Raw genomic sequence first — 21,205 nt, forward strand, 5'->3', positions numbered from 1 at the left:
GGATGCTCCATTATAATAAAAAGAGAAAATTATTGGAGAAAAGGTATCGCAAAAGCATGAGTACAGATAAGCATAGATTAATACCAATTACTGATCTGCATACAGCGGAACTGGAGATCTACAATGAACGCAGAGAGGTACAACTTTTTCATTATTATGAGCCAGAGCGGGGGCTGTTCATTGCGGAGAGCCCCAATGTGATTCTGCGGGCACTGGCAGCGGGATATGAGCCGCTGTCACTTCTGATGGAACAGCGGGAAGCGGATTCGGAGAAGGGCAGGGAAATCCTGGGGCGGATTGCAGAGGTGTCTGGGGAAATTCCCGTATATGTGGCATCCAATGCAGTGCTGTCGGAGATTTCCGGTTTTAAACTGGCGAGAGGAATGCTCTGTGCCATGCGCAGAAGAGCATTGCCGAAGATGGAAGACTTGTGCGGAAATGCCAGACGCATTGCTGTTCTGGAAAATGTTGTAAATCCCACAAATGTAGGCGCAATTTTCCGTTCTGCGGCAGCGTTGGGAATCGATGCAGTATTGTTGACGGGAGGCTGCAGTGACCCGTTGTACCGTCGGGCAGCAAGAGTCAGCATGGGAACCGTATTCCAGGTGCCGTGGACGATCCTGGAGACAAAGGACTGGCCGGAGCATACCATGGAACAGCTGCGGAAGATGGGGTATCATACCGTAGCCATGGCTTTAAAAGAAGACAGCTTGCGGCCGGATGATGAGAAACTGCATAATGTCGAAAAGCTTGCCATTATTCTGGGAACGGAAGGGGAAGGACTGGCAGCGGATACCATTGCGGACTGTGACGATACGGTGTGCATTCCCATGGCCCATGGTGTGGATTCTCTGAACGTGGCGGCCGCCAGCGCAGTGGCTTTCTGGGAACTGTGTAAGTAAGAGAACGGCTCTCCGTCCGGAAAAGCTGACAAAAAGCACAAATTTGACAGAGGAATATTGTCTATTCGTCAAAATAATATGGTGGCGGAGCGGGTTATTATTTGTTATAATAGAAGTTGTCGAACGCAAATATTGAGAGGTGTTCTTTCATGAAAAAACGAATCAGACTGAAAGGCAGGATCCGTACATATATCCAGTTTACCCTATATCTGGGCCTGTTACTGCTGGCTATCGATGCGGCGGTATTCATGTTGGATTTCCGTGCAGGACTGCTTACCTTCGGATTTACGATTTTTTATTTTGCAATTACCCTGACGCTGTATTTCTACAACAAGCCGATCATCATGAACGAGCTGATCAGCTTTGCCACGGAATATGGTCAGATCCAGCGAAAACTGTTGCGGGATCTGGAATTGCCATACGCCCTTCTGGACGATTCCGGCAAGGTGATCTGGACCAACATTGCTTTTGAGAATGTGGTGCATCAGCCCAAGGGCTACAGTAAATCCATCACTTCCCTGTTTCCTACCATTACCCGGGACAGGCTTCCGGACGAATCTGGTGTGGACGAGGCACAGTATGAACTGGAATACGAGGGCTGTGAGTATGTGGCCAAATTCCGCAAGATTTCTCTGAAGGAGATGGCGGAACACAGCGATATGATCGATGCGGAAGGCTATAACGGTTACCTGATTGCTGTGTATCTCTTCGATGAGACGGCACTGCATATCGCATTGCAGGAAGTGGATGACCAGAGCCTGACCGTAGGCATGATCTATCTGGACAACTACGAGGAAGCCCTGGAGAGCGTCGAGGAAGTCCGCAGATCCCTGCTGATTGCTTTGATCGACCGTAAGGTAAATAAATACATTGCGGCACTGGATGGTATCAGCAAGAAGCTGGAGAAGGACAAGTATCTGGTAATCATGCGGAAAAAAGCAGTGGCACAGCTGCAGGAGAACCGTTTTGATCTGCTGGAAGAGGTCAAGACGGTGAACATCGGCAACGAGATGGCGGTGACCATCAGTATCGGTATCGGTCTGGATGGACTGACATATGCGCAGAACTACGAGTTTGCCCGTACCGCCATTGATCTGGCGCTGGGACGCGGCGGTGACCAGGCGGTCATCAAGACGCCGGAGAGCATTACCTACTACGGCGGCAAGAGCCAGCAGGTAGAGAAGAATACCCGTGTCAAGGCAAGAGTAAAAGCTCATGCCCTGCGGGAAATCATCACCGGCAAGGATCGTGTCATTGTCATGGGACACCGGATGCCGGATGTGGACAGCTTCGGTTCTGCGGTGGGTATTTACCGGATCGCCCAGACCCTCGGCAGAAAGGCTCACATTGTATTGAATGAGGCTACTACTTCGGTACAGCCTCTGGTAGAACTGTTTAAGAACAACCCGGAATATGACGAGGATATGATCATTACCAGCCAGCAGGCCATTGATATGGCGGGCAGCAATACGGTTCTGGTGGTGGTGGATGTCAATAAACCCTCCATCACGGAGTGCCCGGATCTGCTTCGCTTCTGCAAATCCGTCGTAGTACTGGACCACCACAGACAGGGTACGGAGACCATTGAGAATGCCACATTGTCTTATGTGGAGCCTTATGCATCCTCCGCCTGCGAGATGGTATCCGAGATCTTGCAGTATACCTACGACAATATCAAGATCCGTACGGAAGAGGCAGATTGTATGTATTCCGGTATCATGATCGATACCAATAACTTTATGACCAAGACAGGTGTCCGCACCTTCGAGGCGGCAGCCTTCCTGCGCAGAAACGGTGCGGATGTGACCCGTGTGAGAAAGCTGTTCCGTGAGGATGCAGCAGAATACAAGGCCAAGGCGGATGCTGTCAGTCAGGCAGAGATCTACAAGCAGTTCTTTGCAATCTCTCTGTGTACCGCAGAGGATCTGCCCAGCCCTACCATCATTGGTGCGCAGGCAGCCAACGAACTGCTGAATATCAAGGGCATTAAGGCAAGTTTTGTACTTACCGATTATCAGGGCAAGATCTATGTCAGCGCCAGATCCATTGATGAGGTCAATGTACAGATCATCATGGAGCGTATGGGCGGTGGAGGCCACATGAATACCGCAGCCTGCCAGATGGAAGGCGTGGGACTGGTAGAGGCCATTGGCGTATTGAAGAACACCATCGACGACATGCTGGAATCCGGTGAGATCTAAGGGATTCCGTTTGAAAAGTTTTACCATATAAAACAGAAGATTCAGGAAAGGCAGGTTAATCCTATGAAAATTATTTTACTTCAGGATGAAAAAAAGCTGGGAAAAAAAGGTGACATCATTGAGGCCAGCGAAGGATATGCAAGAAACTATATTTTACCGAAGAAGATCGGTGTGGAGGCAAGCTCCAAGAATCTGAACGATCTGAAGCTCCATAAGGCAAACGAAGAGAAGGTGGCACAGGAGAATCTGGATGCGGCAAAGGCGCTGGCAACAGAGCTGGAGACCAAGCAGGTCGTGGTCAAGATCAAGGCAGGAGAGGGCGGAAGAACCTTCGGTTCTGTATCCTCCAAAGAGATTGCAACTGCCTGCAAGGAACAGCATGGTATCGAGATTGACAAGAAGAAAATCCAGCTGCCGGAGAGTCTGAAGAACTTCGGCTCCTATGAGGTAACAGTGAAGCTTCATCCCCAGGTGGCAGCGAAGCTGACGGTGAAAGTTACGGAGGCGTAGACGACCCCATGCCCGCAATGGATGAAAATGTAATCAAAAGAATAATGCCTCACAGTTTAGAGGCGGAGCAGTCGGTCATCGGCTCTATGTTCATTGACGCGGAAGCCATTGCGGCCGCCACAGAGCAGATCTCCGGAGAGGATTTCTACAACAGGCAGTACGGTGTGGTATTTGACACCATCGTAGAGTTGAACAATGAAGGAAAGCCCATTGACTTTGTCACTTTGCAGGATCGGTTGCGATCCAAGGAGGATGTGCCTCCCGAGGTCAGTGGACTGGATTTCCTGACGAATCTGATTGCAGCAGTACCTACTTCCGCCAATATCAAGTATTATGCTGGAATCGTGGCGGAGAAGGCAACACTCCGGCGTCTGATCCGTACCAATGAAGAGATTGCCAATACCTGTTATAGCGGCAAGGAGAGTCTGGATACGATTCTGGAGAGTACCGAGAGCAAGATCAATGAAGTGGTACAGAAGAAAAACGTCAAGGAATTCGTACCGATTCGTACCGTAGTCATGAACGCCATGGACAAGATCGAGAAGGCTTCCAAACTGCACGGAACCGTCACAGGTATTGCCACCGGATTCATTGATCTGGACTATCGTACCGCCGGAATGCAGCCCTCGGACCTGGTGCTGATCGCAGCCCGTCCTTCCATGGGTAAGACGGCGTTTGTATTGAATATCGCGCAGCATGTAGCATTTAAGCAGAATCTGCCGGTAGCCATATTCAGTTTGGAAATGAGTAAGGAGCAGCTGATCAATCGTATGTTTTCCCTGGAATCCAGCGTGGATGCCCAGAAGCTCCGTACCGGCCAGCTGAATGACCAGGAATGGGAACGACTGATCGAGAGTGCCGGTGTCATCGGCAAGTCCAAGCTGATGATCGACGATACCCCCGGTATCAGCATTGCCGAGCTTCGTTCCAAATGCAGAAGAATGAAGCAGGAAAACGGTCTGTCCATGATCATCATCGACTACTTACAGTTGATGTCGGGAAGTGGCGGAAGAAGCAGCGATTCCAGACAGCAGGAGATTTCCGATATTTCGAGATCCCTGAAAGCAGTCGCCAGAGAGCTGTCCGTACCGGTGCTGGCATTGTCTCAGTTGAGTCGGGCTGTAGAGCAGAGACCGGATCATCGCCCTATGTTGTCTGACCTGCGTGAGTCCGGAGCCATCGAGCAGGACGCCGACGTGGTAATGTTCATCTACCGTGATGATTATTATAATCACGATTCGCCGGATAAAGGTATTTCGGAGATCATCATAGCCAAACAGAGAAACGGTCCCATCGGAACCGTACAGCTGGCATGGCTGCCGGAATACACCAAGTTTGCCAATCTGGAAAACGACAGAAAAAAAGATTTCTAAGTATATTACGAATACAGAACATAAAATACGAAAGAGAACAAGTGAGGGAGATTCCCCGCACCTGTTCTCTTTCGTATTTTTATTATATATGGATATGTGGAAAGGAAGAGAATATGGGAGAGTATTTATTGATTTCGGATGCTGCAAAACAGGTAAAGGTGGAGAGCCATGTACTTCGCTATTGGGAAGAGGAATTACATCTGCCCATCAAAAGAAACGAGCTGGGGCACCGCTATTATACGAAGGAAGATGTGGAACGGTTCAAAGAGATCAAGAGCATGAAAGAAAGGGGATTACAGTTGAAAGCAATTAAAATGATATTAAAGGACGGACGGCTGGACGTACTGCCGGAGGAACGGGAAAAAGAGCCTGTAGAAGCCCGGAAAGAGCCGGCAGAAGTCCGGACACCACACATGGCCATCGAGATCGTTGATAAACCGGTGGATAAAGAGATGCCGGTACAGCCGCAGGAGAGGATATGTACGGTGCCGGAGAAGGAAGGACTGCAGAGTGAAAGCAGGGAAGAGAAGGCTAAAAGGCTCCAGTGGATCCTGCAACAGTTGATCCGTGAGGCAGTACGGGAGAATAACCAGGACCTTTGCCGGGAACTCAAGGAAAGCATGGTCAAGGAGCTGGATTATCAGTTCCGCAGCAGAGAAGAACGGGAAGAGGAGAGAGACCGCAGACTGGAACAGCGCAGCGAGGAGTACTATCAGAAGATGGACGAGCTGTTGCGGAAAAAGACCAGGGGACAACTGCGGAAACAGCAGAAAGAGGAGAGAAGGACGAAAGTGGAAAAAGAGTCCACAGAGATCGCAGACAAAGAAAATACCGGCAGGGAAATTAAGGCAGAAAAAAAGAAAAGGCATTTCATTTTCTGAAATGCCTTCCCCGGGGTACGTTCTGAATCAGGAATTAATCCTCTGCGATAGCACCAACAGGGCACTGACCTGCGCAGGAACCGCAGCTGATGCACTTATCTGCATCGATTTCAAACTTTCCGTCGCCCATGCTGATAGCGCCAACGGGGCACTGTGCCTCACAAGCTCCACATGCTACACAAGCATCACCAATAACAAATGCCATAATCTTTTCCTCCTATTTTGCGTGTATCAAATCTCTTGTTTGATACAAATTTATCAATATAACCACTTGTATTGTAATATAAATGGGCTTTGAATACAAGCCTTATTTAGTATTTTTTATCAATAGTTACAGTTGCTTATTTATATTTATTGAACTCCAGAATCTTCTTCGCGTTCTGGATCCTCTCTTCGGTGGGCGGTTCTACACCCTCAAGCTTGTAAGGAATCCCCAGTTCTTTCCACTTGTACTCACCCAGAGTATGGTAGGGAAGAACTTCTACTTTCATGACGGTATCCAGAGTATCAATAAATTCTCTTGTCTTTTTCAGATATTCGTCATTGTCAGTAATTCCGGGCACCAGTACATGACGGATCCACATGGGAATACCCTGCTCGGAGAGGTATCTTGCGCAGTCTAGAATATTCTTGTTGGTATGGCCGGTTAGCTTCTTGTGTTCTTCATCATCAATATGTTTGATGTCCAACATGACGAGATCAGTATATTTCAGTAATTCATTGAATTTGGAGAAGAAAGGCTCTTCTCTGGTAAAAGGCTGTCCGGAAGTATCAAGATTGGTATTGATGCCTCTCTCGTGGGCCTTGCGGAAAAGATCGATCAGAAAATCGATCTGTAATAAGGCTTCGCCGCCGCTGACGGTGATGCCGCCTTCTTTGCCCCAGTAGCTGCGGAAACGCTCTGCTTTATCCAGAAGCTCGTCTGCTGTCATCAGATTGTCAGTGTCGGGATTCCAGGTATCTACGTTGTGGCAATATTGACAACGCATATTGCAGCCCTTGAGGAAAATAAGATAGCGGATTCCGGGTCCGTCTACTGCGCCGAAGGATTCTAATGAGTGAATTCTGCCTTTGATCATTGTAATAATCTCCATTCTCTGCCGTGCAGGCAGCTGAGGGGTGGTGGTTCTCTGAATAGTTTTACCAAAAAGGAGCCGGACAATACTGCCCGGCCCCATATACATCAATTATCTCAAAACCTGTAAGAATTACAGACTCTTATGGCAGGTTCTTGCGATAACGTCATCCTGCTGCTCCTTGGTCAGGCTGATGAACTTAACAGCATAACCGGATACACGGATGGTGAAATTAGCGTACTCAGGCTTCTCAGGATGAGCCTGTGCATCTAACAGCTTCTCGGTACCGAATACGTTAACGTTGAGGTGATGAGCACCACGATCGAAGTAACCATCCATTACACGTACCAGAGTTTCTTTCTGCTCGTCAAGGTTGTGACCAAGAGCGGAAGGAGCCATGGTCTGGGTATTGGAGATACCATCCAGAGCATACTCATAAGGCAGCTTAGCTACAGAGTTCAGAGAAGCCAGCAGACCACTCTTCTCAGCACCGTAGGAAGGTGATGCACCGGGAGCGAACGGTGTGTAAGCTGCTCTACCATCGGGCAGAGCACCGGTAGCCTTACCATATACAACGTTAGAGGTAATGGTCAGTACGGAAGTGGTAGGCTCAGAATTTCTGTAGGTGTGGTTCTTCTTGATCTTCTCCATGAAGGTCTTCAGCAGCCATACAGCGAATTCATCAGCTCTGGGATCATCGTTACCGTACTTAGGGAAGTCGCCTTCGATCTTGAAGTCTACAGCACAACCCTGGTCATCACGGATAACCTTAACCTTAGCATACTTGATAGCGGACAGGGAGTCAGCTACGTGAGACAGACCTGCAATACCGGTTGCGAAGGTTCTTCTTACATCGGTATCGATCAAAGCCATCTCAGCTGCTTCGTAGTAGTATTTATCATGCATGTAGTGGATCAGGTTCAGGATGTTAACATACAGAGATGCACACCAGTCAAGCATGATGTCGTATTTATGCATAACTTCATCGAAATCAAGGTACTCGGAAGTGATAGGAGCGATTTCAGGACCACACTGCATATGTTTGCCGTCCTTGTCCAGATGCTTCTCATCCTTACCACCGTTGATAGCGTACAGTAAGCACTTAGCCAGGTTAGCACGAGCACCGAAGAACTGGATCTCCTTACCGGTCTGAGTAGCGGATACGCAGCAGCAGATGCTGTAGTCATCACCCCAGATAGGCTTCATAACGTCATCGTTCTCGTACTGGATGGAAGAAGTATTCACAGAAATCTTAGCTGCGTACTTCTTAAAGTTATCAGGCAAAGCGCTGGAGTACAGAACGGTCAGGTTCGGCTCGGGGCTGGGTCCCATGTTCTCCAGAGTATGCAGGAAACGATAGTCGTTCTTGGTAACCATATGACGGCCGTCCATGCCGATACCACCAACTTCCAGAGTAGCCCATACGGGGTCACCGGAGAACAGCTGGTTGTAAGAAGGAATACGAGCGAACTTAACCATACGGAACTTCATGGTCATATGGTCGATCAGCTCCTGAGCTTCTTTCTCGGTCAGGGTGCCTTCCTTTAAGTCTCTTTCAATATAGATATCCAGGAATGTGGAGATACGTCCAACGGACATAGCTGCACCGTTCTGGGTCTTGATTGCTGCAAGGTAACCGAAGTATAACCACTGTACAGCTTCCTTAGCGGTTGTAGCCGGGCCGGAGATATCGTAGCCGTAAACAGCTGCCATCTTCTTCATGCCCTGCAGAGCTTTGATCTGTTCAGCGATCTCTTCTCTCAGACGAATGGTCTCTTCATCCATAACGCCTACGCCGCAGTTCTTCTTATCTTCCTGTTTCTTCTGGATCAGGAAATCGATACCGTACAGAGCAACTCTTCTGTAGTCGCCTACGATACGGCCACGGCCGTAAGTATCCGGCAGACCTGTAACGATATGGGTATGACGAGCAACCTTCATCTCATCTGTATAAGCATCAAATACAGCCTGGTTATGAGTCTTATGATACTCATTGAAGATCTTGTCATATTTCGGGTTTACTTCAAAGCCGTAAGTGCTTGCAGCCTGCTGAGCCATTTTGATACCGCCATAAGGCATGAATGCTCTCTTTAAAGGCTTGTCTGTCTGCAGACCAACGATCTGCTCCAGATCCTTCATAGATTCATCAATATAGCCAGGGCCATAAGCGGTCAGACTGGATACGACCTCTGTTTCGCATTCCAGAACGCCGTTATGCTCACGCTCTTCCTTCTGTAACTCCTGAAGTCTGCCCCAAAGCTTATTAGTTGCTTCGGTAGGTCCCTCCAGGAAGCTCTCATCTCCATCATACGGAGTGTAGTTGGTCTGGATGAAGTTACGTACATTGACGTCTACATCCCAGTGGCCATCTTTTTTAAAACCTCTCCATGCTTCTGCCATGAAAATTTACCTCCTTCTGGTAAAAACAATTAATATTATCAACTGAGAGTACCAGTTGCGCTGGCATCCCAAGCTGTTTCTTTACGATAAAAGTGTACTACCTGACAAGGGTAAGTGTCAACCTTTTTAGGAATTGTTCCGAGTTTTGTACATCAGCTCTGACATGAAAAAGAGGTTGACGTGCGTGGGTGCTTGCACACAAAGCACGAAAATCTCTTTTTCATGGACAAAGCACACCAACATGAAATAAAAGATGAGCTGCGAAGCGGCGCCATTTGCGAAGCAAATGCTTTTATAAATGTGGTTCGCGGCAGAGCTGATCTTCGGGGAAGAACAAATGCGGATGTACAAGAATAATCTTGCCTTATTCCGGGGAAAGTATTATACTAAAAAAGCCTTATACGGCAGAAAGGAGACCGATATGACCGGAGTAACAAAAGACATGACCATTGGTGAGATCTTACGTGCCAATCCTGAAGTAGCTCCCGTACTCCTCGATGCAGGAATGCATTGCCTGGGATGCCCTGCTTCACAGGGAGAGACCCTGGAAGAGGCAGCTATGGTACATGGCATTGATGTAGATGAGCTTATGAAAGTGATCGAGGAGCTGTAATCTTTGTATGTCTGTTTTGGCAACATCGCCTGACCGGGGCACACAGGTGAAACAAAGTATTTATGGAATTTCATAGCTCAGATTTCCGCGCAATCGAAATGTGTCCGCCGATTGCGCGGATTTGAGAAATCTAAAGAATTCAAGGAACTCAGATCATCGGCCTCTGGCCGTCTATTTTTTCGTTTTTTCCCTTAGATAAAATATTCAATCCGACATTATGAAGTATGACTGGCACGGTAGATTCTTTCAGGGGAGGCTAATTCTGTGGTACTTTCAGTTCCCAGCCTGAATAAATCAGAGCAGGATTGCGGATCAGTTCCCGGTTCAGGGAAACGATTTCAGCCACGGAGCAGCCGCATTTTCTGGCGATTGCCCAGAGGGTGTCGCCCTGTCTGACGATGTATATCCCGCTTTTCTTATTCTCAGGCAGGACAGCATCGGGAGTGCCGCCTGTGATAGGCGCTCCGCTTTGGGGAATCTTAAGCTGCCAGCCGGCGTGAATCCGGTTCGGGTTCTTGATCCGGTCACTGTTGGCTGCCACGATCTCGGTTATGGAGCAGTTGTATTTTCTGGCGATTGCCCAGAGAGTGTCACCTGCCTGTACGGTATAGGTCATATAGGAGGTGGTGTTTTTCATGACAGGAGAGGGATTCTCACGGTCAGCCTTTTCCTCGGAGCCGCTGTCAGTACTTTCCTGTTCGGTGTCAGCATTCACATCATAGTAGAGCTTCAAAGTCACGATATCCTCCGGACCGCTGATCTTCTTTAACGTTCCGCTGGCGGTGGAGATTGCCGGATTGTAGGTAAAGCCTTCATAGGTTTTCGGCGTTGCTGTGACGGTATCACCTGTCTTCCCTGCGGAATGTTCTGTTTCCGCCAGCGTGTAGCCGCTGCCGTCCGTCTTGTAGTGCTCCACGATATAATTGATCGTGTTTCCGGAGATGATGGGAGTCGTGTTTCGCGTCCACTTTGCATATAGCGTTTTATTTCCCGTATCGGTAGCTGTGATCTCTCTAACGGGCAAACCGGAAAAGCTGCTGTCTGCGTACCAGCCGTCAAAGCGGTATCCCTCGCGGGTAATATCATTGGTGGTAGGAAGAACTGCCCCGGTGCCGTAAGTGTAGCCGGTTACTTCTTTTCCGCTGGCAATCGTACCGCCGTCTGTCTGCAGCGTTACGGAATAGGTGGAGAGTTCCCATTTTGCCTTGAGGGTCATAGTGCATTTGACTGTATCCGTGTCAAAGTTCCATTTTGTTTCCGTACCGTTGTTATCATAATACCAGCCTTCAATACTATGCCCCTCATTGGTGGGAACGGGATCCGGTGCGGTGAGTGCCGCTCCGTCCTTACTCCAATTCACTTTCTGTGTGCTGGGCTGATCCCCATTGTTTGGGTCAAAAGTGATCACGAGCATACCGTTCAGGGTGGCACCGCTGAAATCACCGTCTAAAACCGTACCATCATTGTTCGTAATCGCGCCGGTGAATGTGCCGCCGTTAATGGTACCACTGCTCTCATTTATGACCTCATTCTTGAATGTGCCCTTCCGGATGGTGCCGGTGTTGGTCACTTTGCCATGGAACTCAGTGCTGCCGGCGGCACCCTCACTGCCGGTGATCGTGCCGGTGCCGTACCTGTTGGTATCGTTCGTCATTGTGCCGGACATTTCGCCGCCGTCAGCATTCAGGATGCCAACGTTTGTTACATTTGTGTAGATTTTTGCATTGTCGCGCATAGTAAGAGTAACTCTCTGAGTGGAAGTATTGTATACATGGCTTGGGTCTTTTTTATTATCCGGATCACCGATCGTGCCCCTTGTCATGGTGAACTGATTATCATTCCACACCCCGCCGCTTGAAGCATACTGGGTGGTGGTGCTGATGCTGGCTTTAATCGTACCGCCTGACATAATAAAGGATCCAGAGTTGTAAACACCGCCGCCGTATAATCCTGTGCATGTACGGATTGTTCCGCCGTTCATGATAAAGCAGCCGATGATATTTGAATTCCACAGGGCGCTGATGTCCACACCGCCACCCCCGGATTGTGCGTTGCAGTTGCGGATCTCAGAGCCGGAACCCATGGTGAATGTGCACCCCGGGGAGACAGACACACCGCCGCCGTTTTTTGCCGCGCAGCCGATAATACTTCCGCCCGTCATGGTGAATGTGCTGCTCTTGCCGATGGAAGAGTCATAGGCAAGGTGTACACCGCCGCCGAGACCACCTGCCGAGCATCCGACGATGCTGCCACCGGTCATGGTCAGTTTACCGCCGACATTAACAAGCACACCGCCGCCATCACTGTGGGTAAGATCACCGCCACCGCCCGTAATAACCCCACCAGAGACGATTTCCGTGCCGGTGTCTTTGTCCAGTTTCCATAGGCCACATCCCCACATATCTGTATAGTTCGGGTTAAATTTATGTACTTTGTTGGGAGTGCTGTCCGCAATTGTCAGATCGCCGCCCGACTCTACCTTGATTACGCTGAAGCCGCCGGTCATTTTCAGTACATTACCGTTTAAATCCAGTGTCACAGTACGGCTAACCGTCAGCGTGGTGCCGATGGTAATGTCTGCCGTCAGTTTGACTGTGTCATTCGCATTGTTTTCCAGTGCGGCCGTCAGTTCCTCCGCTGTCGCCACTTCCTTCACACCGTTTGTGACCGGCAGTGCTGCGTACAGTCCGTTCAGAACCGCTGCAGCTTCATTTCCCGATGCGCTTTCCGGGGAACCTGGACCCTCTGTGGATGTAGGGGGATTCGTCAGCTGTCCGGTTTCTGCTGCCGATACCGGCGTGGAGACCAGAGAAAATACCATGGAACTGCAAAGCAGCGCCGCATAGAACCGAATTTTTTGCTTTTTCATGAATTTTTTTCCTCCCATTGTTGTGATGCGTTTCCTTTTCCCGTGCCTTGTCCGCGGTGTTCTCTTTCCCGGAGTCTGATACACAGCACAGTGATCATGACTGCTGTGGAGAAAGAAATTACCCCAACCAGCACATAACCGCCGGCGTCTTCATGCAGCAGGATAGAACCGTACATTCCCCGGGCGGTGATCTGCGTCTGGCCGGCTGCTGTGTGCACCGTTCCCACAAGGAACGCAGACAATGCCATGCACAGGGCAGACAGCCGGCAGATCCCGCGGCGCTTCTTCCGGCGATATTTTTCGTGCACCCGTTTTTTCACCAGTTCGACCCGCTTTTCTGTATCATACATATTGCTGAAAACCTCCCTTCGGAAAGTAAAGTCATAAAATACATATGCCCTTCATCTAATTAGGTACAAAAAAGCGAAAAAACTCTCACCTGAAAATCAAATTTTTTGAAAAAGGTTGAAAAAAACAGGAGCTGCCGACAGCAGCTCCGCAAAAGACAGGATTCAGTTGTGACTCTGGGGCAGGCGGACAATCAGTTTTCCCACCGCCAGGATCAGCACAGGCAAAATGTATGCGATATACTGTATCGCACCGCCATAGGCGATCAGAAGATTATAAATTGCATGAAAAGTGATGGCTGCCCCGAGCAGACCGCAGGTTCCGGCGATCTTCAGCCAGGTGCGCTGCCATACATACGCCAGCCCACCGCCGACGATGGCACCACAGATCACGTGCATGGCACCCGTTCCAATGCCCCGGAAAAAGATAAAGGAAAAATGTCCGGCTCCGTTTTGAATCAGATAGCAGACATTCTCAAAGGTGGCAAAGGAAAGTGCAACGATGATGGCAGCATTTTTTATCGGCATCGGTTCAGGCTCAAATACAAGAAGATAAAAGAGCAACGGCAGGAGTTTCATTACTTCTTCTACCACAGGTGCGATCTCTGCGGTGGCGGTAATCGTATCTGCTGCGTAAAGAGCGGCAAAGAAGGTATTGATGTAAGCGGAGAGCAGGCATGCCCCCATTCCTGCAAGACAGCACAGAAAGAATTTAGCCTGCCGCCTACCCATGCACAGGGCAGCGATCAACAGGGGTGAGGCCATACAGATAAATACATTTTCAATATAGGTCATGTCCGCACCGCCTTTCCTGTGGCAGGCAGCAGCCCGAAAAGGCAGAACGTCAGCAGAAGATCACACCAACAATAGGGACTGAAGATAGAGTCGTCCGGCCAGAAGCAGCCGGAGGTCCACAGAGCGTATTCTGTCGCAACATAGCAGAGGATTCCGATGTGAAAATACCGCAGGTTCCGTCCTTTTCCCGTCTGTGTCTCTGCGTAGACAAGACCGTGGATGGAACGATAGGAGACAAGGATCATCATGCCGCACCAGAGCAGGTTGGAGAGAATGTCACCAAAGGTACAGTAAAATGCGCACAACGGAACTCCGATCAGTGGAGCCAACAGGGATTTCCGACAGGAAAAGCTTCTTTCCTCCGGGGAGGAGAGAGTATATTGTAGGAGACAGAGAAAAATAACGCTGGAGACCCAGCCGAATTCCGATACATAAAAGATCCGTGGTGTTTCGGAAAACAATAACAGATACAATGTCCAGTACAGGGAGCCCAGTGCGAAACAGCCATAAAAGCAAATCAGCAGAAAATATGACAGTGTCCGATGTCTCAGATAACGAATGCCGCTCAGACAGAAGCCCAGCATGGTAACGAAAAATTGCAAAAGATTAATGATCAATTCCATTGGCGCGGTCCCCCCTCTGCTCTGCCTGCTCTTCTTTGTCCAGCAGATGGACACGAAAACACAGGATCGTCACGCATACGCCGAGAAGAAATGAAAGCAACCCTATTATGATATATTCGGGTGCAGCACCTCCGCCGAGGATCGTTGCCGCCGTTTCATATCCGGAGGAGATCCCCGGCACCATTTGCCCAGAAATCCCGGACATGACAAAGGAAGCCCCGAAGATCACAGCAAGGCATGCCGCTATGCAGGTAATAGCAACGATCCGCCGCTGTTTCCGTCTTTTTTGTCGTTCTTTTTCCGCAATCCTTCGTCGGACTTCTGCGATCCGTTCCTCATGACTCCGCATTTGTTATTCCCTCCCGTTCCAATAATCCCCGCAGACGCTCTTTTCCCCGGTACATTATATTAGTGATCTGCTTCACGCTTTTTCCCATAACTTCAGCGACCTGCCGGTAACTCATACCCTCAAAATAGGTCAGATAAAGAGCTTCTCTGTAATCCGGATGCAGTTCACCCATGCATAAATGCAGGATCTGATTCCGTTCTTTTGTCCGGATCACCTCATCCACCAGTTTCCCACCTTCCGGCTCTTTGGTCAGATCATCAAGACAGAAGTGATGTCGCCGGATGCTTTTATGGCGCAAAGCCATATGCCGTGCCGCTTTATACAGGTAAGCCCTGAATCCGCCATCCCGGATAGGGGGCCTTTTGGAGAACAGGTAGGAAAATACTTCTATCATCAGGTCCTCCGCCTCATGAATGTCATGCAGATAGCCGTTGATGTATAAGGTCAGTGGGTTGCCGTATTTTTTCATCAATTCTACCAACCCTGTTTCATCGCCGCTCAAATATTGTCGGTATAATTCTTCATCGGAAATCATATCGTGTACATCCTTTCCACTGTAGCCGGCGGTTCGTCCCTTTGTAATCCCAAATGTGTATGGAATTGCGTAAGCTGCATGCCTACGGATTACTTTGTTTATTAAACATCATTATATGCGAATAAGGTTATATTTTCAAGTTATGCATTTTCCGGCTCCTTTCCCGTAGCCCCGCCGCTAGGGAAAAGAATAAAACAGCTATAAAATAAGAGAGTCCCCACAAAGTGGGAACTCTCCTGAATATTATGATCTGTCGTCACATTGAAGTATTTGCAAGACGCTGTAAAGCATATTTGGCGATCAGTGTGGAACAATGTTCCTCAAGAAAAGTAAGGCTTGCCGGTGTGGAACGCTTGGGAATACCGTATTCAGAGATGACATTGCAGACACGGTCGAAGACCTCGCGATCTTCTTCGCCCTGCGTCAGGATCAGATAATACCCGTCGGTGCCCTCCTCGTGATACAGAGTGCTGAACCCATGATAATGACCGGCAGCCACGACGGCAGCGTTGATTACCTGATTCAGAGTATCCATACGGAACAGGCGGGATCTGACAGCATCGTTTTCCTCGGGAGCGGGAGCGGCGGGAGTCTCGGCTGCAGCCTCCTCATTTTGGATACGGCGGAACAGATCCAGAACCTCGTCTGCCGTGCTCTCATCACTGTCATCATCACTGTCTTCCGTAACGGAAGGTGCAAAGCGGGAAAAACGGGTGTCCAGTTCTTCCGGATCTTCCACTTTGGTAATGATCAGTACGATACAATCCGCATTCAGAGGGATGGCTTCAATCATCAGGGGAATATCCTCTGCTTCGAAACCAAATTCAAAATTGGCCTGCTGCATCATATCACGGAACAGAGATTTAGCTTTTTCTGTGCCGTAGGCAAGTTCACTTATTTTTAATTCGCGGCTGGCGAGATCCTCACGGGTCAGGGTGCAGCGAATCTGATTTTCATTTACTTTTTCTATTTTCATGCGACAACACTTCCTTTCTGCTTTCGCATTGGTATGGTATATAGCTTATACTTTCCCTATATTTTAGTCAATAGAAGCTATTCACAGTTTAAAAAAATTTAATAAAACATCTTGTCAAATAGCAGGCTGCAGTGTATAATCCGACCTATAGATGCCTCTGATACTCCGGTACGGAGAGGAGGTCGACAGTTTTCCATTTTTTCTTGTTGATTTACCAGGGAACGATTCGTTCCAGTTCATCCCCTTTTTTATTTTATGATGCAGATGGCTGTTAATGTATTTGGGAAGGATAGGTTATGCTGATCTGTAAAATATAGTATGGAGATGTCTTACAGGCATATACGTGTCTGGTCATAATATTTCAACAGATATTTTTCACGAACATAATTCCAACATTTTCACACAAATTACTACAAGTACTGTCAGAGGCATTTATAAGTAACTATTCAGAGCCACGCAAATCGTGTCAATATGTACGTCGAATGCTTGCATTCGTAAGAACATTTGACATGATTTATATTGCGAATAGTGTTCTGAATAGTTACGCTTATATGTACTAGCGGAAAAAGCAGCGTTATTTTAAAGTGTTTCACGAATCCTTTTGGTAAAATATGCTGCGGACGGGAGGTGTCTGTGGAGGACCGGGAAACTGTGACTCCCGGGAAGAAGTTTCCCAGGAGAAAGGTGGAAAAATATTTTCAAAAGCTTCAGAAAAACGGCACAGAATTGTATGTCGACGGAGAAAAGGTCTCACCGTCGCAGGCGGCAGCGTATGCCGTCAGAGAAGAAAGCCCGTATATGGCAGACTATATATTGGGAGAACAGGGCAAAATCAGCCAGGTCCGGCTGGATAAGGTGGATCTGCGTTAAAGGGTGTCAGCTCTTGCCCGGGTAATACTTTGAAACAGAGAATGCGCTGCGGGGATGCAAAACGGGATTGCCTCTCTGGCTGTATCCCGCAGTGCAGGATCTGTCTCTATTGTTCCTTGTATTATATAGAGGAATTGTGATAGAATAAAACTGTTCTGCCGATAGAAGACGGAACGGAAGAAAAGGCAAGAATGGTGCAGGCGGCAGCCTGCGGATGGGAGCACATATGAAGAAAAGAATACTACCGGTGATCATAGCAATCCTGCTGATCCTTGTGATCGCGGGCGGAGCACTGGGAAAGGTGCTGTTGGATAAATATTCCTACAGCAAAGAAGAGGCAGACTGGAACGAATTTTATCAGGTGTCAGAGAGTGACAGAAGTGCCATTATTTTACAGGACGAAATGGTAGAAGAACAGGCACTGATCAGAGATGACGTATGCTATTTTGATCTGGCAACTGTCCATAAATATATGAACGAAGTGTTTTATGCGGATATGACGGAAAAACTGTTGTTGTACGCCAATCCGACAGAAGTGATCCGTACGACTTTCGGCGAGACTTCCTATACGACAACAGAAGGCACACAGGATGCCGGATATGTGATCAGTTTCGTGGAAGGGGATACCGTATATGTGGCGGCGGATTATGTGAAGCTGTTCACAAATTATTCCTATGATTGTTATGACAGACATGTGCAGGTCTACACCGAATGGGGGACCAGACAGGTGGCACAGCTGAAAAAGGATACGGCGGTGCGTCTGCGGGGCGGTGTGAAGAGCCCGATCCTCACGCAGGCAGCGAAGGGAGATACCCTGGAGATTCTGGAGCAGATGGAGACCTGGAGCAAGGTGAAGACAGCGGATTCCGTGATCGGATATGTGGAGAACAAGCGTCTGGGAGATATTACGGAAGAGACCGAGACTCCGGTGACGGATTATCAGGAGCCGGAATATACTGCCCTGACTTCTGACAGCAAGATCTGCCTGGGCTGGCATTCTATCGGCGGTGCAGGCGGTAATGACACTCTGTACTCCATGGTGTCCGGTACGAAGGGTATGAATGTCATTGCACCGACCTGGTTCAGTCTGACGGATGAGAACGGAAGTATCCGGAACTTCGGAACAGCGAATTATGTAACCACGGCCCACAATATGGGCTTACAGGTATGGGGCGTGGTGGATAATTTTAATTACGCCAATGAGACCGGAACGGCCATCAGTACTCTGAATATGCTGTCCTCCACCACCAGCCGGCAGAACTTTGTGCGGAACGTGACAGATGCAGCAGTCAGCCTGGGACTGGACGGCATCAATGTGGACTTCGAGCAGCTGAGCAGTGACTGCGGACCGCATTATGTGGAATTTATACGAGAACTTTCCATTCAGTGCCGCAACAGGGGACTGGTATTGTCCATTGCCAACTATGTACCGTTTAATTTCAATGATTATTACCGTCTGGATATCCAGGGACAGGTTGCAGACTATGTCATTATCATGGGATATGACGAACACTGGCACGGAAGCAAGGATCCCGGAAGCGTGGCAAGCATCAGCTATGTATCCGGCGGTCTGGACAGAACATTGCAGGAGGTGCCTGCAAACAAGGTAGTCAATGCCCTTCCGTTCTACACGATCCTGTGGAAGACCGAAGGCACGGATGTGACGGATGAATATATTACCATGAACAACGAGGCAGACTTCATGAACAGAGCCGGTGTGACGGCAGAGTGGGATGAGGAGACCTGTCAGAATTATGCAGAATGGACCTCCGGAAATGCCACCTATCAGATCTGGCTGGAAGATGCGGAATCCATCGCAGTGAAGCTGAACATGATGGCTACCAAGAATATTGGTGGTGTGGCGGTATGGAGACTAGGTTACGGAACACAGGCAGCCTGGGAACTGATCAATGCCTATCTGCAGTAGGAACAGAATAAAATAGTAAAAGCCCGGTCCCGCAAGGGACTGGGCTTTATTGCTGCCGAAAACTTTATTTCGCTTCCTGTACGTTCTTTCTGCGGATGGTATAGCCTCCGGCCATGCATACAACTGCGGCACCCAGAAGCCAGAACATTGCAGAATTTTCACCGGTCTTTGGAACGTTGTCATATTCGGAAGAAGTACTGTTCTGTGTGGCCTGTGCAGGAGCTGTGGTCTGTGTGGGCTGCTCGGTAGCTGCAGGAGCTGCTTCTGCGGCAGCAGCGGGAGCGGGAGCGGTGGTGCTGTAATACTTTGCTTCGGTCTTCAGGGATCCGTCTTCAATGGCCAGCTTACCTGCGGCGAAACTGTAGGCCTCATAGAAAACGCTCTGGTCACGGTTGTCTTTGGCAATCAGATGATTGACGGTACCGACACCGTTGATGGTGGCATGCAGATTATTGGATTTATCATCTGTCAGGCCGATCATTTCCAGAGTGTCTACATTGCTGTTGAAATTTGCCTTGGCATCGCCATATACATAGGCATGAGATACATCACCGTTGACAGCACCGGAGGTACCGCTCAGGAAATAGACACTGTCATAGCCGTTGGCATAGACTACGGGAACACCAACAGTATTCTTGAAAGTCAGGTTGCCCAGACGGACAGAAACCTTGAGGGCCAGGGCATTGTTCTCCACATCGTTGTCGATGACAATATAGTCACCGTCTTTGATATTCTGCTGCAGATAATACAACTCGCGGTCCTGAACTTCTGCGGACCAGCTGGATGCTTCCTTGTATCTCCACTCGGAACTGCTGTCGGAATAGTTCAGAACATAGGTGGTGGGCTCCGCAGCCTTTACAGTGATCTTTCCCAGACCGGGAATAGCAAAGCATACGGCAGCCAGCGTGAACAGTGTGACAAATTTTTTAAGTCTCTTCATAAGAAAACCTCCTGATTGTCTGTGAGTTATTCCTGTATGGGAAGGTAGTGATCACCGGGTTCCACTTCTTTGGCAACGACTACGAACCGGCCCTGCTCTACATGGTATACGCAGGTGGACAGTGTCAGAAAATGATCTCCGAACTCTGCGGTGACACCGGTGTCATACTGGGATAACTGCTTGATATTGTTATAAAAGTCATCAAATTCTTCCTGCGTATCCGCCTGGAAAAATTTGTAGAACTTAAATACCTGATCTGTTTTCCGGTAGACCTGGGAGCGAAAGACGGCAATGATCTCGTAATTGCGCTGACACTCTTCGGTATAGAGGATAATGTTTTTGTGTTCCTTATAGAAATCCTGATTCTCGTAATCGGTCAGATTGCCGAACATGGCACCGGATTTCATATTGTGACCGTGAATGATAAGATTCGTGGTCAGAGGATCTACACAGCTCTCATCGTCAAGGAGCAGACAGCCGTTTTTATTTTCGCTGCCGTCAAAAGCACGGTAGAGATAATAGGTCTCATCTTCCGGAGTCCACATTACCGGATAATCGATATTGGTGCCCGGAATCTGTAGCCAGGCCGCCATATCCTTGTTGGCAAGAAAACTGTCGGCATAAGGGTTGGCCACTCGTTCGAACTCCTCGGTGGAAGCCGGGGTCTCTTCTGTGGACGGTTCCGGGGAGGCGGTAACGGTCGGCTCACCTTCGACTGTGGAAGGTGCCTGCGTGGTCTCCGCGGACTGCGTCGGGCGCAATTCATCCAGCGCTTCCTCCATACGCCGGTCTTCGATCCGCCCTTTTACCAACAGGATCACTGCAGCAAGAACACAAATTCCCGCCAGAACAAATAAAATGATAGAAAGAGTTTTTTTGCTTATTTTCATAATGGTATTATACGCTGAAGTAGTAAGGGGATGCAATAGTTTAAAACAAAAGGATTTCTTAATTTTCGGAAGATATTTCCAGAGAAAAAGGCATATAAAATCATATAGAATAAAAGAGACACCGGAGA

At 48.7% G+C, this 21,205-nt stretch carries 20 protein-coding genes; 8 read left to right on the forward strand and 12 right to left on the reverse strand.

Translation table 11 applies throughout. The features are described from left to right. Window positions 1-56 precede the first annotated feature (56 nt). The 5 genes from ACLTOH_RS07380 (at window position 57) to ACLTOH_RS07400 (ending at window position 5,867) form a co-directional block, all read left to right on the forward strand. Complete coding sequence (locus ACLTOH_RS07380; RefSeq protein WP_022312023.1) at window positions 57-902, forward strand: TrmH family RNA methyltransferase; 846 nt, start codon at window positions 57-59, stop codon at window positions 900-902. Window positions 903-1,051: 149 nt separating this feature from the next. Next, window positions 1,052-3,103, forward strand: a complete 2,052-nt coding sequence (locus tag ACLTOH_RS07385) for a DHH family phosphoesterase (protein WP_227733936.1) — start codon at window positions 1,052-1,054, stop codon at window positions 3,101-3,103. Window positions 3,104-3,166: 63 nt separating this feature from the next. Beyond that, complete coding sequence (gene rplI, locus ACLTOH_RS07390) at window positions 3,167-3,613, forward strand: 50S ribosomal protein L9 (protein ID WP_022312021.1); 447 nt, start codon at window positions 3,167-3,169, stop codon at window positions 3,611-3,613. A 17-nt stretch (window positions 3,614-3,630) separates the two neighbouring features. Further along, complete coding sequence (gene dnaB, locus ACLTOH_RS07395; protein ID WP_117465767.1) at window positions 3,631-4,986, forward strand: replicative DNA helicase; 1,356 nt, start codon at window positions 3,631-3,633, stop codon at window positions 4,984-4,986. A gap of 113 nt (window positions 4,987-5,099) precedes the next feature. Continuing rightward, window positions 5,100-5,867: a helix-turn-helix domain-containing protein gene (locus ACLTOH_RS07400; RefSeq protein ID WP_022312019.1), complete on the forward strand. Its 768-nt coding sequence runs from the start codon at window positions 5,100-5,102 to the stop codon at window positions 5,865-5,867. Between the two features lie 34 nt (window positions 5,868-5,901). Here ACLTOH_RS07400 and ACLTOH_RS07405 read toward each other — a convergent pair whose 3' ends face one another. The 3 genes from ACLTOH_RS07405 to pflB all read right to left on the reverse strand — a co-directional run bounded on the left by ACLTOH_RS07405 (window position 5,902) and on the right by pflB (window position 9,343). Further along, window positions 5,902-6,072, reverse strand: coding sequence for a DUF362 domain-containing protein (locus tag ACLTOH_RS07405; protein WP_022154896.1), 171 nt, complete (start codon window positions 6,070-6,072; stop codon window positions 5,902-5,904). 136 nt (window positions 6,073-6,208) lie between these two features. Then, window positions 6,209-6,946 (reverse strand): pyruvate formate-lyase-activating protein, encoded by a 738-nt coding sequence (gene pflA / locus ACLTOH_RS07410; RefSeq protein ID WP_117465717.1) that lies wholly within the window; start codon window positions 6,944-6,946, stop codon window positions 6,209-6,211. 129 nt (window positions 6,947-7,075) lie between these two features. Beyond that, on the reverse strand, window positions 7,076-9,343 hold the full coding sequence (gene pflB / locus ACLTOH_RS07415) for a formate C-acetyltransferase (protein WP_412223784.1): 2,268 nt from the start codon (window positions 9,341-9,343) through the stop codon (window positions 7,076-7,078). 421 nt (window positions 9,344-9,764) lie between these two features. On the opposite strand from pflB, the gene ACLTOH_RS07420 reads away from it, so the two are divergent. Next, window positions 9,765-9,956 carry a DUF1858 domain-containing protein gene (locus tag ACLTOH_RS07420; protein WP_117465768.1) on the forward strand — a complete coding sequence of 64 codons (192 nt, stop codon included), beginning with the start codon at window positions 9,765-9,767 and terminating at the stop codon, window positions 9,954-9,956. Window positions 9,957-10,212: 256 nt separating this feature from the next. Here the strand turns inward: ACLTOH_RS07420 and ACLTOH_RS07425 are convergent, their stop codons facing one another. The 7 genes from ACLTOH_RS07425 to ACLTOH_RS07455 all read right to left on the reverse strand — a co-directional run bounded on the left by ACLTOH_RS07425 (window position 10,213) and on the right by ACLTOH_RS07455 (window position 16,450). Next, window positions 10,213-12,825: a LysM peptidoglycan-binding domain-containing protein gene (locus ACLTOH_RS07425; RefSeq protein ID WP_337769947.1), complete on the reverse strand. Its 2,613-nt coding sequence runs from the start codon at window positions 12,823-12,825 to the stop codon at window positions 10,213-10,215. After that, window positions 12,822-13,175 carry a hypothetical protein gene (locus tag ACLTOH_RS07430; protein WP_118538475.1) on the reverse strand — a complete coding sequence of 118 codons (354 nt, stop codon included), beginning with the start codon at window positions 13,173-13,175 and terminating at the stop codon, window positions 12,822-12,824. The genes ACLTOH_RS07425 and ACLTOH_RS07430 overlap by 4 nt, the downstream gene beginning before the upstream one ends. 162 nt (window positions 13,176-13,337) lie before the next feature. Next, on the reverse strand, window positions 13,338-13,967 hold the full coding sequence (locus ACLTOH_RS07435; RefSeq protein WP_337769948.1) for a PrsW family glutamic-type intramembrane protease: 630 nt from the start codon (window positions 13,965-13,967) through the stop codon (window positions 13,338-13,340). Beyond that, entirely contained in the window at window positions 13,964-14,590 is a 627-nt protein-coding gene (locus ACLTOH_RS07440) for a histidine kinase (protein ID WP_227732771.1), read from the reverse strand. The genes ACLTOH_RS07435 and ACLTOH_RS07440 overlap by 4 nt, the downstream gene beginning before the upstream one ends. Continuing rightward, entirely contained in the window at window positions 14,574-14,939 is a 366-nt protein-coding gene (locus ACLTOH_RS07445) for a DUF4179 domain-containing protein (protein ID WP_337537364.1), read from the reverse strand. The genes ACLTOH_RS07440 and ACLTOH_RS07445 overlap by 17 nt, the downstream gene beginning before the upstream one ends. After that, complete coding sequence (locus ACLTOH_RS07450) at window positions 14,926-15,474, reverse strand: sigma-70 family RNA polymerase sigma factor (RefSeq protein WP_337763457.1); 549 nt, start codon at window positions 15,472-15,474, stop codon at window positions 14,926-14,928. Before ACLTOH_RS07450 ends, ACLTOH_RS07445 begins: the two co-directional genes overlap by 14 nt. 256 nt (window positions 15,475-15,730) lie before the next feature. Beyond that, a complete protein-coding gene (locus ACLTOH_RS07455; protein WP_412223786.1) occupies window positions 15,731-16,450 on the reverse strand; it encodes an adaptor protein MecA in 720 nt (239 codons plus the stop codon). A 633-nt stretch (window positions 16,451-17,083) separates the two neighbouring features. Here ACLTOH_RS07455 and ACLTOH_RS07460 point away from each other — a divergent pair. Further along, window positions 17,084-17,320 (forward strand): hypothetical protein, encoded by a 237-nt coding sequence (locus ACLTOH_RS07460; RefSeq protein WP_227062085.1) that lies wholly within the window; start codon window positions 17,084-17,086, stop codon window positions 17,318-17,320. 226 nt (window positions 17,321-17,546) lie between these two features. Beyond that, window positions 17,547-19,247, forward strand: coding sequence for a glycosyl hydrolase family 18 protein (locus ACLTOH_RS07465; RefSeq protein ID WP_022312624.1), 1,701 nt, complete (start codon window positions 17,547-17,549; stop codon window positions 19,245-19,247). 64 nt (window positions 19,248-19,311) lie between these two features. Here the strand turns inward: ACLTOH_RS07465 and ACLTOH_RS07470 are convergent, their stop codons facing one another. Further along, the gene (locus tag ACLTOH_RS07470; RefSeq protein WP_022312623.1) at window positions 19,312-20,187 is read right to left on the reverse strand and encodes a hypothetical protein; all 876 of its coding nucleotides are present in this window, start codon (window positions 20,185-20,187) and stop codon (window positions 19,312-19,314) included. A 26-nt stretch (window positions 20,188-20,213) separates the two neighbouring features. Next, complete coding sequence (locus tag ACLTOH_RS07475) at window positions 20,214-21,077, reverse strand: class B sortase (protein WP_022312622.1); 864 nt, start codon at window positions 21,075-21,077, stop codon at window positions 20,214-20,216. Window positions 21,078-21,205: the final 128 nt, after the last annotated feature.

It is taken from the genome of Waltera sp. (genome assembly GCF_046969025.1).
Classification (GTDB): domain Bacteria; phylum Bacillota; class Clostridia; order Lachnospirales; family Lachnospiraceae; genus Acetatifactor; species Acetatifactor acetigignens.

What these genes read in the sequence shown, in the direction of transcription:
- ACLTOH_RS07380 (WP_022312023.1), top strand. Translation starts at nt 57, where the DNA reads ATGAGTACAGATAAGCATAGATTAATACCAATTACTGATCTGCATACA.
- ACLTOH_RS07385 (WP_227733936.1), top strand. Translation starts at nt 1,052, where the DNA reads ATGAAAAAACGAATCAGACTGAAAGGCAGGATCCGTACATATATCCAG.
- rplI (WP_022312021.1), top strand. Translation starts at nt 3,167, where the DNA reads ATGAAAATTATTTTACTTCAGGATGAAAAAAAGCTGGGAAAAAAAGGT.
- dnaB (WP_117465767.1), top strand. Translation starts at nt 3,631, where the DNA reads ATGGATGAAAATGTAATCAAAAGAATAATGCCTCACAGTTTAGAGGCG.
- ACLTOH_RS07400 (WP_022312019.1), top strand. Translation starts at nt 5,100, where the DNA reads ATGGGAGAGTATTTATTGATTTCGGATGCTGCAAAACAGGTAAAGGTG.
- ACLTOH_RS07405 (WP_022154896.1), bottom strand. Translation starts at nt 6,072, where the DNA reads ATGGCATTTGTTATTGGTGATGCTTGTGTAGCATGTGGAGCTTGTGAG.
- pflA (WP_117465717.1), bottom strand. Translation starts at nt 6,946, where the DNA reads ATGATCAAAGGCAGAATTCACTCATTAGAATCCTTCGGCGCAGTAGAC.
- pflB (WP_412223784.1), bottom strand. Translation starts at nt 9,343, where the DNA reads ATGGCAGAAGCATGGAGAGGTTTTAAAAAAGATGGCCACTGGGATGTA.
- ACLTOH_RS07420 (WP_117465768.1), top strand. Translation starts at nt 9,765, where the DNA reads ATGACCGGAGTAACAAAAGACATGACCATTGGTGAGATCTTACGTGCC.
- ACLTOH_RS07425 (WP_337769947.1), bottom strand. Translation starts at nt 12,825, where the DNA reads ATGAAAAAGCAAAAAATTCGGTTCTATGCGGCGCTGCTTTGCAGTTCC.
- ACLTOH_RS07430 (WP_118538475.1), bottom strand. Translation starts at nt 13,175, where the DNA reads ATGTATGATACAGAAAAGCGGGTCGAACTGGTGAAAAAACGGGTGCAC.
- ACLTOH_RS07435 (WP_337769948.1), bottom strand. Translation starts at nt 13,967, where the DNA reads ATGACCTATATTGAAAATGTATTTATCTGTATGGCCTCACCCCTGTTG.
- ACLTOH_RS07440 (WP_227732771.1), bottom strand. Translation starts at nt 14,590, where the DNA reads ATGGAATTGATCATTAATCTTTTGCAATTTTTCGTTACCATGCTGGGC.
- ACLTOH_RS07445 (WP_337537364.1), bottom strand. Translation starts at nt 14,939, where the DNA reads ATGCGGAGTCATGAGGAACGGATCGCAGAAGTCCGACGAAGGATTGCG.
- ACLTOH_RS07450 (WP_337763457.1), bottom strand. Translation starts at nt 15,474, where the DNA reads ATGATTTCCGATGAAGAATTATACCGACAATATTTGAGCGGCGATGAA.
- ACLTOH_RS07455 (WP_412223786.1), bottom strand. Translation starts at nt 16,450, where the DNA reads ATGAAAATAGAAAAAGTAAATGAAAATCAGATTCGCTGCACCCTGACC.
- ACLTOH_RS07465 (WP_022312624.1), top strand. Translation starts at nt 17,547, where the DNA reads ATGAAGAAAAGAATACTACCGGTGATCATAGCAATCCTGCTGATCCTT.
- ACLTOH_RS07470 (WP_022312623.1), bottom strand. Translation starts at nt 20,187, where the DNA reads ATGAAGAGACTTAAAAAATTTGTCACACTGTTCACGCTGGCTGCCGTA.
- ACLTOH_RS07475 (WP_022312622.1), bottom strand. Translation starts at nt 21,077, where the DNA reads ATGAAAATAAGCAAAAAAACTCTTTCTATCATTTTATTTGTTCTGGCG.